Origin of the sequence: Bordetella pseudohinzii (genome assembly GCF_000657795.2) — a bacterium.
Taxonomy (GTDB): Bacteria; Pseudomonadota; Gammaproteobacteria; order Burkholderiales; family Burkholderiaceae_B; genus Bordetella; species Bordetella pseudohinzii.
Window position 1 is genome coordinate 1 of the sequence record NZ_JHEP02000014.1, and the last position, 13,583, is coordinate 13,583.

Sequence of the window (13,583 nt, forward strand, 5' to 3'; positions counted from 1 at the left end):
CCGATGCCGTGAACGTCGGTCAGCTGCAGGCGGTCTCCACGGTGGCCAACAGCGGTTGGAACGTCACGGCGCAAGGCGCCAACGCGAGCAACGTCGCACCCGGCGCCACCGTGGATTTCTCTAGCCCGGACAGCAACCTGGCCATCACCAAGGGCGCCACTGACAATAAGCTGCGCTTTGCCCTGTCCCGCAACCTGGATGTGGATACCGTGACCCTCGGCACCACCCAGCTTCAGGCCAGCGGCCTGACCCTGACCGGTGGCCCGAGCATCACCACGGCCGGTATCGACGGCGGCGGCCTCAAGCTCAGCAATATCGCCGCCGGCACGGCGACCACCGATGCGGTCAATGTCGGTCAGCTGCAAGCCGTCTCCTCGGTCGCCAACAGCGGCTGGAACGTCACCGCGCAGGGCGCCAACGCGAGCAACGTCGCACCCGGCGCCACCGTGGACTTTGCCAGTGCGGACAGCAATCTCGCCATCACCAAGGGCGCCACTGACAATAAGCTGCGCTTTGCCCTGGCGCGCGATCTCAATCTGAACTCCGTGACCCTGGGCACCACTCAGCTGCAGGCCAATGGCCTGATGCTCGCTGGCGGGCCCAGCGTCACCGCTACCGGGATCGACGGCGGCGGCTTCAAGCTCGGTAATATCGCGGCCGGCAGCGCCGCCACCGATGCGGTCAACGTGGCGCAGCTGCAAGCCGTCTCCTCGGTCGCCAACAGTGGCTGGAACGTCACCGCCCAGGGGGCCAACGCCAGCAATGTCGCGCCCGGCGCCACCGTGGATTTCTCTAGCGCCGACAGCAACCTCGCCATCAACAAGGGCGCCTCCGACAACCATCTCCGCTTCACCTTGGCGCGCGATCTCAACCTGGACTCCATCACCCTGGGCGCCACCCAATTGCGCGCCAACGGCCTGACGCTCGCTGGCGGGCCCAGCGTCACCGCTACCGGCATCGACGGCGGCGGCTTCAAGCTCGGCAATATCGCGGCCGGCAGCGCCGCCACCGATGCAGTCAATGTCGCCCAAATGACGGCAACGGTCAGCAATGCCATCAACGGCGCGTTCCGCTATTACAGCGTCAATGACGGAGGGACGCCGGCAAGCAATCGCGCCAACGACGGCGCCACCGGGCTCCTGGCCATGGCGGTCGGCGTCGGCGCCAGCGCGTCCGCGGCGACCAGTTCGGCCATCGGCAGCCACAGTGCCGCCTCCGCCGTTGGCGCGACCGCGCTCGGCGCACATGCCATCGCCGCCGAGGTGAAAACGACAGCCGTGGGAGAGAACGCCAGGGCCAGCGCCGCCGGCAGCGTGGCCCTGGGCGCCGACGCCAGCGATGGCGGCCGCGGGGCGGAAACCTATGTCGGCAAATACTCGGGTGTCGCCAACACCACGTCCGGCACCGTGTCGGTCGGCAATGCCGCGACAGGTTCGACGCGCACCATCAGCAATGTGGCCGACGCCAGGGAAGCCACGGATGCCGTCAACCTGCGTCAGTTGGATGGCGCGATACAGGAGTCCAAGGCCTACACCGATACCAAATTGACGGGTGTCACCGACCTGCAGAACGGCACGGACGGCTTCTTCCAGGTCAAGAATACCGACGCCAAGGCCAAACCTGTTGTCTCGGGCAACAACGCCGCCGCCGCGGGCGCCGGCGCTGTCGCGGCGGGCACGAATTCTCTTGCGGTGGGAACCTCGGCCAGCGCCACGGCCGAGGGGGCCGTCGCGCTGGGCTCAGGCTCGGTGGCCGATCGCGCCAATACGGTTTCCGTCGGCTCGGCGTCGAACAAGCGCCAGATCGCCAATGTCGCGGCAGGGACCGAGGACAGCGATGCCGTCAATGTCAGCCAACTCAAGGCCGCGCAGGCGGGCGGCGTGCAGTACGAGCGCCAGGCCGATGGCAGCGCCGACTACAGCCGCATCAGCCTGAGCAACGGAGCCGCCGGCACCACTATCTCCAACCTCGCCCCCGGCGTGGCAGGCACGGACGCGGTCAACGTCAACCAGCTCAATGCCGGTATCGCCAGCGCCAATCAGTACACCGACCAGCGCTACGCTCAGACGCAGCGGCAGATCTCGTCGCTGCGCAGCGACGCCAATGCCGCGGTGGCCGGCGCCATTGCCCTGGCCAACCTTCCCCAGGCGTATGTGCCGGGCAAGAATATGTTGGCCGTAGGTCTCGGCTCCTACGAAGGACAAGGCGCGGTTTCCCTTGGGGTGTCGCGGCTCTCGAGCAATGGGCAATGGGTCTTCAAAGCCGGTAGCAGCGCCAATAGCCGTGGCAAGTTTGGCGTCGGCGCGGGTGTGGGTTTCCTATGGTGAAGAAAATGAAAAATCTGCGTTTTCTGGGCACAGGCGCCATCGCCGCCGCCCTCTCCCTGGCGGCCTGCGCCACCCTAGCCCAAAGCGCGCAGCCGGTCGCGCCATCCCCAGGCTTGGCCAGTCCGCGCATCATCGAAAAAGCCAACTATGGCGACTGGCGCGTCGTCTGCCTGGACCAGCCCGGCGGCCTGTGCAGCGCCTACCAGGAATTGCTTCAGCGCGACACCCGTCAACTGATCGCGCGGGTCGAACTCACGCGCGTGGAGCGCGACGGCCTGATGGCGACGCTGCTCTTGCCGCTGGGGATCCTGCTTGCCGAAGGCGTCGGCATCCAGGTCGATGGCAGCGGATCGACAACCCGTTATGCCTTCGCGGCCTGCCAACGGCGCGGCTGCATCGCCCAGCTGATGGTGGACGCCGACCTGAGACGCGCCCTGACGCAAGGCAAGCAGCTCACGCTTCTGGTGGCCGCCGGCAATGGTGAAAGATTAGGCCTTACGCTTTCGCTCCAGGGATTGACCACCGCCCTGGCCGAACTGCCCGCGCGCTGAGCGCGCAAGGCCTTACACAGTCGTCCAGTCGCCGCGCAGTTCGCTGTCGCGCAGGATTTGCAACAGGGTTTCGGCCGGCTGGCTCAAGCGCGCCGCGCCCAAGGTGACGAACTCCACGTCGGGCAAGGGCGGCAGCCGTGCGGCATTGACTGGCGGCGCCAGCCCGCGCCCGCTCATGAACTGCGGCCTTACGGTCAGCCCCAGGCCGCCGCGCGCGGCGGCGCTGCTGCCGGCCAGCGAACTGCTGGTGCACACGATGCGCCAGCTGGCGCCGGCCACGGCCAGGGCATCGAGCACCACCGAGCGCGTCACGCTGGGCTCGGCGGCCAGCACCAAGGGCAGCGGCTGCTCCAGGTCCACCTCGGTGCCGCTGCGCGCGATCCATTGCAGATGGCTGGTGAACAGCCGCGTGCCGCGCGTATCGCCCAGCCGCCGCTTGCCCACCAGCAGGTCGATGGCGCCGGCATCCAGCAATTCATACAGCCTGCCCGTCATGGCAATGGTGATCTGCAACTCCACGTCCGGATGGGCATTGCGAAAGGCAGCCAGGATGCCCGGCAAGGGACCCAGGGCAATATCGTCGGAACAGCCCAGCCTTACCCGCCCGCGCAAGCGCGGCGAACGGAACTGCGATTCCGCATGGGCCATGGCCTCCAGGATGACCCGCGCATGGACCAGCATGGCTTCGCCGTCGGGCGTGAGGGCGACCGTATGCGTGTCGCGCGTGAACAGGCGCCGCCCCACCGCGCCCTCCAGGCGGCGGATGTGTTCGCTGACCGTGGACTGGGTCAGGCCCAGGACGCGGCCGGCGGCCGAGAAGCTGTGCGAGGCAGCCACCGTCGCGAAGGTGCGCAGCCAGACAGGATTGAGCATGGCGTTGTTATCGATAATTTCGATAACAGTAAGTGTACCTAACGAATATCCCGATAGCCTGCCGCTCACTAGAATGACGGCACCGCACAGCGCAGTGTGCTTTGCCAGCCTTCAGGACCCGAGTAGTTCATGCCCAAGTCTTCCGCCCACACCGCCATGCTATGGACCGTAGCAGGCGGTTTTTTCATGCAGGCGCTCGATACCACCATCATCAACACGGCCTTGCCGTCGATGGCCAGCAGCCTGGGCGTGTCGGCCCTGGAAATGCATCCCGTGGTGGTGGCCTACACCTTGACCATGGCCCTGCTCACCCCGGCCTCGGGCTGGCTCTCCGACCGTTTCGGGTCGCGCCGGGTCTATTTCGTGTCCATCCTGCTCTTCGTGCTGGGCTCGGTCTTCTGTGCCCTGTCGCAGTCGCTGCCGCAATTGATCGCCGCGCGCGTGGTGCAAGGCGTGGGCGGCGCCATGCTGCTGCCGGTGGGCCGCCTGGCCGTGCTGCGCGCCATACGCGGCGAAGCCTATGTGGCCGCGCTGGCCATGATCTCCATCGCCGGCCAGGTGGGCCCTATCGTCGGGCCCACCCTGGGCGGCTGGTTTGTGCAATCCATGAGCTGGCACACCATCTTCCTGATCAACCTGCCTGTCGGCGCCCTCGGCCTGGTGGCGGTCTGGAAATACCTGCCCGATGACAGCCTGCCGGACGCGCCCCGCTTCGACTGGCTGGGCGGCGCCCTGCTGTCGCTGTGCATGGTGAGTTTTTCGCTCGCGCTGGAAGGTCCGGCCTCGTCCCACCGCCTGCTCACCGCCGGCCTGCTGCTAGGCCTGAGCCTGCTGTCCGTGGCGGCCTATATCTGGCATGCGCGGCGCCACCCCGATCCGCTGTTTCGCCTCGGCCTGTTCCAGGCGCCCAACTTCAGCGTGGGCCTGGCCGGCAATCTGGTCTGTCGCATCGGTTCGAGCGCCGTGCCCTTTCTGCTGCCGCTGCTGATGCAATTGCAACTGGGCTACAGCCCTCTGCACTCGGGGCTGATGCTGCTGCCGGCCGCCGTGTCCGGGGCCATCGCCAAGAGCGGGATCGCCCCCCTGCTCAAACGCCATGGCTACACCCGCTTCCTGATCTGGAACACGGTCATCGTGGGCGCGTCCATCGCGGCCTTCGCCACCTTCTCGCCCGTCACCCCCCTGTGGCTGGAGATCGCCGTGCTCTGCCTCTTCGGCGCCAGCAACTCCATGCAATTCGCCGCCATGAACGGCGTCACGCTCAAAGGCCTGCCGCCGCGCGACGCCGGCAGCGGCAACAGCCTCTTCTCCATGGTGCAGATGCTGGCCATCGGCCTGGGCGTGACGATCGGCGGCGGCCTGGTCTCGCTGTTTGCCGCCGGCGGTGACGCCGCCAACGCCTTCCGCATCGCCTTTGCCGTCACCGGCGCGGTCACAATGGCCTCCGCCCTGGTGTTTCGCCGCATCGACACCCCGGTCCAGCTCAGGCCGCAAGCGGCCTGAACCGCCTCGGGCCCCATCAGGGCAGCACGCTGGCCAGGCTGCTCGCCACCTCGATAAACATCGGCCCCTCGGCGCCCAACCCCTGCGCGATGGCCGCATCGATCTGCGCGGCCTGCGTGATGCGTTGCGCCGGCATGCCGTAGGCGCGCGCCAGCGCCAGAAAATCCGGGTTCGACAGCGTGGTGCCGCTTACGCGGCCGGGGTAGTGCCGCTCCTGGTGGATGCGGATGGACGCATAGCTGCCATTGTTGGACAGGATGAACAGGATGGGCAGGCGGCGCTGCGCCGCCAGGATCATTTCATTGCCCGTCATCAACAGGCCGCCGTCGCCCACCATGCACACCGCGCGCCGCCCGCGCAGCGCCGTGGCGAGGGCCGCGGGCACGCCATAACCCATGGCCCCGGCTATCGGCGACATCAGGCGCTGCGGATGCACAAAGGGAAAATGCCGGTAGACCGGCGCGGCGAAGGTGCCCGCGTCCAGGCAGACGACCAGGTCGGCCGGCGCCTGGCGCGCGACGCTGCGCACCACGGCCGTGAAGTCCACCCCGTCTTGCGGGGCGCGCTCGGGCCAGGCCGCGCGCGCCTCGTGCAGGGCGCGCAGGCGCGCGATCCAGGCCTGCCGGTCGGCGGGCGCCTGGCCGGCGCGCGCGGCCAGGGCGCGGGCCAGCGCCTCCGGGCTGCAGACCAGGCCATGGTCGGCGGCATGGTTAAGCCCGACGATATGCGGGTCGGGATAGCAGTGCGCCAGGGTCTGGGCCGGCTTGGGCAGCGCCGGAAAGGCATAGCCCTGGGTCGGGATATCGCCCAGCCGGGTGCCCAGGGCCAGGATGAAATCCGCCTCCTCGAAAGCCGCGATCTGCGCCGCCGGATTGGCCAGGCCCAGTTCGCCGACATAGTGCGGATGCGTGTTCGGAAAGACGTCATGGCGGCGGAAGGACACCGCCACTGGCAGGGACCAGGCCCGCGCCAACGCCAGCAGCGCCTCGCGTCCTCGCCCGGCCTCCAGCGCGCCGCCGGCGATCAGCAGCGGACGCCGCGCCCGCGCCAGGTCATGGACCAGGGCGTCCATGGCCGCGTCGTCGGGCAGGCTGGCCGCATGCGGCACGGCCCGCCAAGGGGGTTGCGCGGCCGCCTGCTGCTGGATGTCTTCGGGGATGACCAGCACCACGGGTCCCGGCGTGCCCGACGTCGCCATGCGCACGGCCTTGAAGGCCGCCTCGGCCAATTGCCCGGGCTCGGTGGGCTCGAACACCCATTTGGCGATATCGCCAAACATCTTCTGATAATCAATCTCCTGGAAGGCCTCGCGCCGCAAATCCTTCTTGGCCACCTGGCCCACCACCATGATGAGGGGCACGGCGTCCTGTTGCGCCGTGTGCACCGCGATGGCGGCATTGCTCATGCCCGGCCCCCGGCTGACCAGGGCCACCCCGGGGCGGCCGTTCAGCCGCGCATCGGCCATGGCCATATAGCCGGCCCCGCCCTCGTGGCGGCAGGTCACGGTGTCGATGCCCGGAAAGTCCACCAGGGCATCGAGGATGCCGAGATAGCTCTCGCCGGGGACGAGGAAAACGCGGTCCACGCCGTTGGCGGCAAGGACATTGAGCAAGGCGTGCGAAGCAGTCTGGAGCATGGATGGGCGCGGGACAAAAGGGATGGACCGCATTCTGGGCTCGGCTGACGGCCGGCTTCAATATCCCGCGGCCGTTATCAGCTATGCCGCTTGGGCATGGCTTGAAGCGGCGATTCCAGGCATCATCAGCGCCATGGAGCGGCAAGCCAAGGACTCAGCATGGACATCAAGCGTCTGGAGTATTTTCTCAGTGTGGCCGAGCACGGCAGTTTCTCGCGCGCGGCCAGCGTCATCGGCGTGGCCCAGCCCGCCCTGGGCCGCCAGGTCCAGCGCCTGGAGGAAAGCTGCGGCGCCCGCCTGTTCTACCGCCACGGGCGCGGCGTGTCGCTCACGCCCGAGGGCGAAGCCTTTCGCCAGCGCATCCAGCCCCTGATGCGCGAACTGGCCTCGGCCATGACCGGGCTGGCCGACAACGACCGCGCCGTCACCGGCCTGGTGCGCATCGGCATGACGCCGACCATCCTGTCGCTGCTGGGCCTGCCGCTCATCCAACGCCTGCGCGCGCGCCATCCCGGCCTGCGCCTGAACTTTCTGTCGGGCTATAGCGGCTATGTGCACGAATGGCTGGTCGACGGCCGGCTGGACATCGCCATCCTGCACGACGCGCGGCGCTCGCGCCATATCGGCGTGGACTTCCTGGGCGAGGCGCGCCTGTTCCTGATCTCGGCCCGGCCGCCGGCCCGCCTGCAGCGGGCCGATATGCAGACCCTGGCCGGCCTGCCGCTGGCCTTGCCCAGCGCCACGCACGGCCTGCGCCGCACCCTGGAGGCCGCCGCCGCCCGCGCCCGCGTCGCCCTCAAGGTGGAGTACGAGCTGGACGACCTCGACCTGATGAAAGCCATGGCCGTCACCGGCGCGGCCCACACCGTGCTCGCGCTGCCGGCCGTGGCCGAAGAATTGCGCAGCGGCAGCCTGCACGCCACGCCCCTGGGCTCGCCCCAGCTGGCCACCCGGCTCATGGTCGCCACCTCGGTGGCGCGCCCGCTCACGCGCGCGGCGCGCAGCGTGGCCGAAGAGCTGGCGCCCACCCTGCGCGACACCCTGGCGCGCAGCGGCATGGACCTGCACATCGATCCGGCCTAGTACAAAAAAGCATAGCTGATACAAGCGCGGCCCCATCGGCGCGCGGCCGGCGGGCGGCCAATAATGTCCGGCAATCCGCCCTGGCTCCGTCACGGCGCATCGACACAGCGCGCCCAGACGCGCATCCGGAGGAAGACCATGACCCGTCGCTGGACCCTTGCCCTGGCCTGCGCGGCCATGCTGGCCCCCGCCGCCAGCCAGGCCGCCCAGGATTATCCCAACCATCCCGTAAGCATCGTCGTGCCGGTGGCCGCCGGCGGCTCCATGGACATCGCCGGCCGCGCCCTGGCCCAGCACCTGAAAGACGCGCTCGGCCAGCCCGTCATCATCGAGAACAAGCCCGGCGGCAGCGGCAACATCGCCTATGGCCACGTGGCGCGCGCCAAGCCCGACGGCTACACCCTGCTGTTCTCCTATGAAGGTTTTCATGCCGGCAACCCCGCCCTGGCCGCCAACCTGCCCTGGGATCCGGTCAAGAGCTTCACCCCCATCGCCGAAGTCACCCGCGGCCCGCACGTCATCACCGTGCCCAAGACCTTGCCCGCCAAGGACTTGCGCGACTTCATCGCCATGGCGCAAAAACCCGACGCCGACCTCTATTACGGCTCCTCCGGCACCGGCTCCATCCAGCACCTGGGCACGGAACAATTCAAACTGCTGACCCATGCCCGCCTGACCCACGTGCCCTACAACGGCGCCGCGCCCGCCATGCAGGACCTGCTGGCCAACCGCGTACAACTGCTGATCACCACCCCGCCCACCGTCATCGGCCAGATACAGGCCGGCCAGCTGCGCGGCCTGGCCATCACCAGCAGCCGCCGCCACCCCATGCTGCCCGATGTGCCGACCACGGCCGAGGCCGGCCTGCCGGCCTTCCAGCTGGAAGCCTGGTTCTCCATCTTCGGCCCGGCCGGCATGCCGCCCGAGGTCGTGCGCAAACTGACCCAGGCCATGAAGACCGTCGTGACCTCGCCAGCCTTCCAGGACCAGATCATCAAGCAGGGCAATTACGCCAGCTACCAGCCGCCCGAAGTCGTGGGCGACCTGCTGAAGAAAGATCTCGCCCACTGGGCCGACGTCGTCAAGCAAGCCGGCATCACGGCCAACTGAGGCCGTCCACGAAGTGGCCAACATGGCGCTACAGGTGCACGGCGGCCTGGGTTACTCGGAGGAATACCCGATCGAACGCATCTTCCGCGATACGCGCGGGGGCATGATTCCCGAAGGCACCACCGAGATCCAGACATTGATCGCCGGACGCGAAATTCTGGGAATCAACGCGATCGCCTGAACGACGCGCATGGCCGCCGCCTTGCACCGGCAAGGGGCAACGCTTACCCTGGGCGCCATGGAACTGCGACAACTCCGTTACTTCGTGCGCGTGGCCGAACTGGGCAGCATCGGCCGCGCGGCGCGCGATCTCGATGTGGTGGCCTCCGCGCTAAGCCAGCAGATCAGCCGCCTGGAAAGCGAACTGTCCACGCGGCTGCTGCTGCGCACGCCCACCGGCGTGGTGCCCACGCCGGCCGGCCAGGCCTTTCTGCGCCAGGCCCAGCTCACGCTGCGCCATGCCGAAAGCGCCGTGGCCGCCGCGCGCGAGGCGCGCCTGTCGGGCATGGTCAGCGTGGGTTTCGCGCCCACCACGGCTTCGATGCTTGCCCGGCCCTTTTTCGCCGCCATGACCGAACGCTATCCCAGCGTGCGCCTGCACCTGGTCGAAGGCCTGTCGGGCAATCTCAACGAATCGCTGGCTTCGCGCCGCCTGGAACTGGCCGTGCTGTTCCAGAACGACGGCGGCAAGAGTCGGAATGCCATTCCTGTCCTGGACGAACGGCTCTTCCTGCTGGCGCGGCGCGGGCTGCTGCCGCTGGCCGATGGCCAGCCCGTGGCGATGGCGCAATTGGCGGGCTTGCCGCTGGCGGTGACCAGCAAGGCGCATGGGCTGCGCGCCTGGGTGCAGGCCGCCTTCGAGCGCGCCGGCCTGGAGCCGTGGATCGCGGTCGAGATCGACGGCCTGACCACGCTCATGGACATCGTGCAGGCCAATGCCATGGCCACCATACAACCCGGCGCGGCGGTCGCCCGCGTCGAAAGCGGCCTGCTGGACATGCATCCCATCGATGACCCCTTTCTGTTCCGGCGCAATCTGGTGAGCTGCCTGAACGAAGACGAGCTTTCGCCGGCGGCCATCGCCACCCGGGTCGTGCTCATCGACGTCATGCGCGGCCTGGTGCGCCATGGCAGCTGGCCGGGCGCCACCCTTCTCGATCCGTGATGCCCCCATGCCGGTGCGCGGTCTAGGCGGCGACCGGCCCGCCCGATACAGTCTTCACGACCAGCCCCCACCTCTCGGATCGTGATGACAGCACCCGGCATACTCTCCATCCCCTCTCTCCAATCCCAGTGCTCGCCCGAGGAATGGCAAGCCCGCGTCAACCTGGCCGCCTGCTACCGGCTGGTGGCGCTCTACGGGATGTCGGACATGATGGCCAATCACATCTCGGCCCGCGTGCCCGGCGAGGACAATGCCTTTCTGATCAATGCCTACGGCATGATGTACGAGGAGATCACCGCCTCCAGCCTCATCAAGGTGGACCTGGACGGGGACATCCTGGCCCGGCCCGATTTCGGGGCGCTGGACTACGGCATCAACAAGGCGGGCTATGTCATCCACAGCGCCATCCATGGCGCGCGCCACGACGTCGATTGCGTGATCCACACGCATAGCTGGGCCTCCATGGCCGTGTCCTCGCTGGAATGCGGCCTGCTGCCCGTCACCCAGACCGCCATGCGCTTCCTGAAAATCGGTTACCACGACTACCAGGGCGTGGTGCTGGACACGGCCGAGCAGGCCTCGCTGATCGCCGACCTGGGCGCGGGCGAGGCCCTCATCCTGCGCAACCACGGCGCGCTGACGGTCGGCCGCTCGGTGGGCGAAGCCTTCAATTGGATGCATCGCCTGGAGCTGGCCTGCCGCTCGCAGCTGGCCGCCATGGCGACAGGCAGCCCCTTCAAGGCCGTGCCGCCCGAGGTTCTCGAAGACACCTGGAACAACTACCAGCCGGGCACGCGCCGCCCCTATGGCCTGATGGAGTGGCCCGCCCTGCTGCGCAAGCTCGACCGCATGGATCCGGGCTACCGCCTCTGAGCGCCGACGGCTGGGGCGACGCCGCGCGCGTCCAGGGACAAGACCAACCATAACAAAGCAGAACCCCGAGGAGACATCATGAAACACCCTATCCTGGCCAGCGTCTTGCTGGCCTGCGCCTGTGCATCGGCCCAGGCCGCCGACTACCCTAATCACGCGGTCAAGACCGTGGTCGCCTTCTCGCCCGGCGGCACCACCGACACGCTCACGCGCAGCACCACCACCATCCTGGCCCGCGCCCTGGGCCAGCCCTTCGTGGTCGAGAACCGGCCCGGCGCCGGCGGCAACATCGGCACCGAATACGTGGTGCGCGCCGAACCCGACGGCTATACGCTCATCGTCAATTCGGTCGGGCCGGTGGCCGTCAACCCCTCCCTCATGAAGCTGCCCTACAATCCCCTGACCGACCTCGTGCCCATGGTGCAGATCGCCACGGTGCCCAATGTGCTGGTGGTGCCGCCATCCTCGCCGGCCAAGGACATCAAGGGCTTTCTCGAATACGCCCGGACGACCAAGAAGCCCCTGAACTACAGCTCGACCGGCGTGGGCACCTCGTCCCACCTCTCCAGCTATATGCTCATGGACCAGCTGGGCGTGCAGGCCACGCATATCCCCTACAAGGGCGCCGACGCCGTCAACGACCTGCTGGCCGGACGCATCGACTTCATGTTCGCCACCATCCCCTCGGTCATCGGCCAGATCCGCGCCGGCAAGCTTCGGCCGCTGGCCGTCAGCACCATCAAGCGCTCCTCGGCGCTGCCCGAGCTGCCCACCATCGCCGAATCCGGTTATCCAGGCTTCGACGCCGGTTCCTGGTTCGGCTTTTTCGGTCCCAAGGGCACCCCGCCCGCGGTGGTGGCCACCATCAACCGCGAGGTCAATGCCGCGCTGCCGGCCCTCAAGACGCAGATGCTCAACGAAGGCGCCGAACCGCTGGGCGGCACGCCCGAACAATTCGCCGCCTTCATCAAGAGCGAATACGACAAATGGGCCGTCCTCGTGAAGAAGTTCGATGCCCCCACCAACTGACGCCCCGCTGCGCATTCTCTGTTCCGAGGCCGACGCGCCGCGCCCGAGCCAAGGCCCGGCTCAGGCGCGGCCGGCCCGCTACGGCAAGGCGATCGGCCGCCACTCGGCCGCCAGCGCGAGCGGGCAGCCGGTGAGCTCCTGCAGTTCCTCGAACGCCAGGCCCGCCACCATCGCCCTGACCTGCATGCCCGCGGGCGTGATGTCCAGGATCGCCAGGTCGGTATAGATGCGGTCCACCACCCCGGCGCCCGTCAGCGGGTAGCTGCATTCGCGCACGATCTTGGGCTGTCCATCCTTGGTGAGATGTTCCATCGTGATGTAGACCTGGCGCGCCCCGGCCACCAGGTCCATGGCGCCGCCGACGGCTGGAATGGTGTCGGCCGCGCCCGTGTCCCAATTGGCCAGGTCGCCCTTTTCGGAGACCTGGAAGGCACCCAGCACCGTCAGATCCAGATGGCCGCCGCGCATCATCGCGAACGACACCACGTGGTCGGTGATGGATGCGCCCGGCAACAGCGTCACCGCCTCCTTGCTGGCGTTGATGAGGTCCAGGTCCAGCGGCGCGCCGGGATCGCCCGGCCCCATGCCGACGATGCCGTTTTCCGTGTGCAGGATCACGTCCCGTCCAGGCGGCAGAAAGGCCGCCACCAGCGTCGGAATGCCGATGCCCAGGTTGACGTAGGCGCCGTCCTCGATGTCCGACGCCACCAGGCGCGCGATGTCGCGCCGGCTGAGTTTTTCATAGCCCATGACCCGCTCCCACTTGCACCACCCGCTTGACGAAAATGCCCGGCGTCATCACGTGTTCGGGCGCAATGCCGCCCAACTCAACGATTTCGTCCACCTGGGCCACCGTCGTGGCGGCGGCCATGCACATGACCGGCGCGAAGTTGCGGCCCGCGTAGCGGTACACCAGGTTGCCCCAACGATCCGCCGTGCGCGCCTTGACGAAGGCGAAGTCGCCCTTGAGCGGCGACTCCAGCACATAGCCCACGCCGTCGATGACGCGGGTCTCCTTGCCCCGGGCCAGCGGCGTGCCGTAGGCCGTGGGGGTAAAAAAGGGCCCCAGACCCGCGCCGGCGGCGCGCATGCGCTCGGCCATCGTGCCTTGAGGCACGCATTCCAGCTCGACCTTGCCGGCCCGGTAGGCCTGCGCGAAAGCAGCCGCATTCGGGTTCTTGCGATCGGAGGACCGCGCGAACGAGCAGATCATCTTGCGCACCCGGCCGGCCCGCACCAGTTCGCTCAGCCCGCGTTCGCCGTTGCCCGCGTTGTTATTGACGATGGTCAGCTCGCGCGCGCCCTGGTCCAGCAGCGCGCAGACCAGTTCGGTCGGCACGCCCGAGGCGCCAAAGCCGCCGATAAGAATCACCGCCCCGTCCTGCACGCCCGCCACCGCGGCCGCCAGGGACTCTACTGTCTTGTCCAGCATG

At 68.2% G+C, this 13,583-nt stretch carries 12 protein-coding genes and 1 pseudogene; 9 read left to right on the plus strand and 4 right to left on the minus strand.

All coding sequences use genetic code 11. From position 1 onward, the window contains the following. Both L540_RS16655 and L540_RS16660 read left to right on the plus strand, forming a co-directional pair. A partial coding sequence (locus L540_RS16655) for a YadA-like family protein (protein ID WP_048026551.1) occupies positions 1–2,327 on the plus strand: 2,327 nt, incomplete at its 5' end. A gap of 5 nt (positions 2,328–2,332) precedes the next feature. After that, positions 2,333–2,878, plus strand: a complete 546-nt coding sequence (locus L540_RS16660; protein WP_165590430.1) for an invasion associated locus B family protein — start codon at positions 2,333–2,335, stop codon at positions 2,876–2,878. 12 nt (positions 2,879–2,890) lie between these two features. Here the strand turns inward: L540_RS16660 and L540_RS16665 are convergent, their stop codons facing one another. Next, on the minus strand, positions 2,891–3,751 hold the full coding sequence (locus L540_RS16665; protein ID WP_043208169.1) for a LysR family transcriptional regulator: 861 nt from the start codon (positions 3,749–3,751) through the stop codon (positions 2,891–2,893). A 129-nt stretch (positions 3,752–3,880) separates the two neighbouring features. Here L540_RS16665 and L540_RS16670 point away from each other — a divergent pair, with 129 nt between their 5' ends. Further along, a complete protein-coding gene (locus tag L540_RS16670) occupies positions 3,881–5,254 on the plus strand; it encodes a DHA2 family efflux MFS transporter permease subunit (protein ID WP_165590431.1) in 1,374 nt (457 codons plus the stop codon). A 16-nt stretch (positions 5,255–5,270) separates the two neighbouring features. On the opposite strand, the gene L540_RS16675 is transcribed toward L540_RS16670, so the two are convergent. Further along, a complete protein-coding gene (locus L540_RS16675) occupies positions 5,271–6,890 on the minus strand; it encodes a thiamine pyrophosphate-binding protein (RefSeq protein ID WP_165590432.1) in 1,620 nt (539 codons plus the stop codon). Between the two features lie 159 nt (positions 6,891–7,049). Between L540_RS16675 and L540_RS16680 the strand changes: the two genes are divergently transcribed. From L540_RS16680 to L540_RS16700, 6 genes and pseudogenes are all read left to right on the plus strand, one after another. After that, positions 7,050–7,973 carry a LysR family transcriptional regulator gene (locus L540_RS16680; RefSeq protein WP_043208162.1) on the plus strand — a complete coding sequence of 308 codons (924 nt, stop codon included), beginning with the start codon at positions 7,050–7,052 and terminating at the stop codon, positions 7,971–7,973. 138 nt (positions 7,974–8,111) lie between these two features. Beyond that, positions 8,112–9,083 carry a Bug family tripartite tricarboxylate transporter substrate binding protein gene (locus tag L540_RS16685; protein WP_048026553.1) on the plus strand — a complete coding sequence of 324 codons (972 nt, stop codon included), beginning with the start codon at positions 8,112–8,114 and terminating at the stop codon, positions 9,081–9,083. Continuing rightward, positions 9,079–9,264, plus strand: a pseudogene (locus L540_RS21610) (acyl-CoA dehydrogenase family protein); the annotation flags it as partial. The gene L540_RS16685 and the pseudogene L540_RS21610, both read left to right, overlap by 5 nt. A 57-nt stretch (positions 9,265–9,321) precedes the next feature. Beyond that, entirely contained in the window at positions 9,322–10,248 is a 927-nt protein-coding gene (locus tag L540_RS16690) for a LysR family transcriptional regulator (RefSeq protein ID WP_043208160.1), read from the plus strand. An 84-nt stretch (positions 10,249–10,332) separates the two neighbouring features. Beyond that, a complete protein-coding gene (locus L540_RS16695; RefSeq protein ID WP_043208157.1) occupies positions 10,333–11,121 on the plus strand; it encodes a class II aldolase/adducin family protein in 789 nt (262 codons plus the stop codon). A 78-nt stretch (positions 11,122–11,199) separates the two neighbouring features. Further along, positions 11,200–12,150: a Bug family tripartite tricarboxylate transporter substrate binding protein gene (locus tag L540_RS16700; protein WP_197085664.1), complete on the plus strand. Its 951-nt coding sequence runs from the start codon at positions 11,200–11,202 to the stop codon at positions 12,148–12,150. Between the two features lie 78 nt (positions 12,151–12,228). On the opposite strand, the gene L540_RS16705 is transcribed toward L540_RS16700, so the two are convergent. Together L540_RS16705 and L540_RS16710 are read right to left on the minus strand one after the other, a co-directional pair. Beyond that, positions 12,229–12,900: a 3-oxoacid CoA-transferase subunit B gene (locus L540_RS16705; RefSeq protein ID WP_043208154.1), complete on the minus strand. Its 672-nt coding sequence runs from the start codon at positions 12,898–12,900 to the stop codon at positions 12,229–12,231. After that, complete coding sequence (locus tag L540_RS16710; protein ID WP_043208152.1) at positions 12,890–13,582, minus strand: 3-oxoacid CoA-transferase subunit A; 693 nt, start codon at positions 13,580–13,582, stop codon at positions 12,890–12,892. Before L540_RS16710 ends, L540_RS16705 begins: the two co-directional genes overlap by 11 nt. Position 13,583 lies beyond the last annotated feature (1 nt).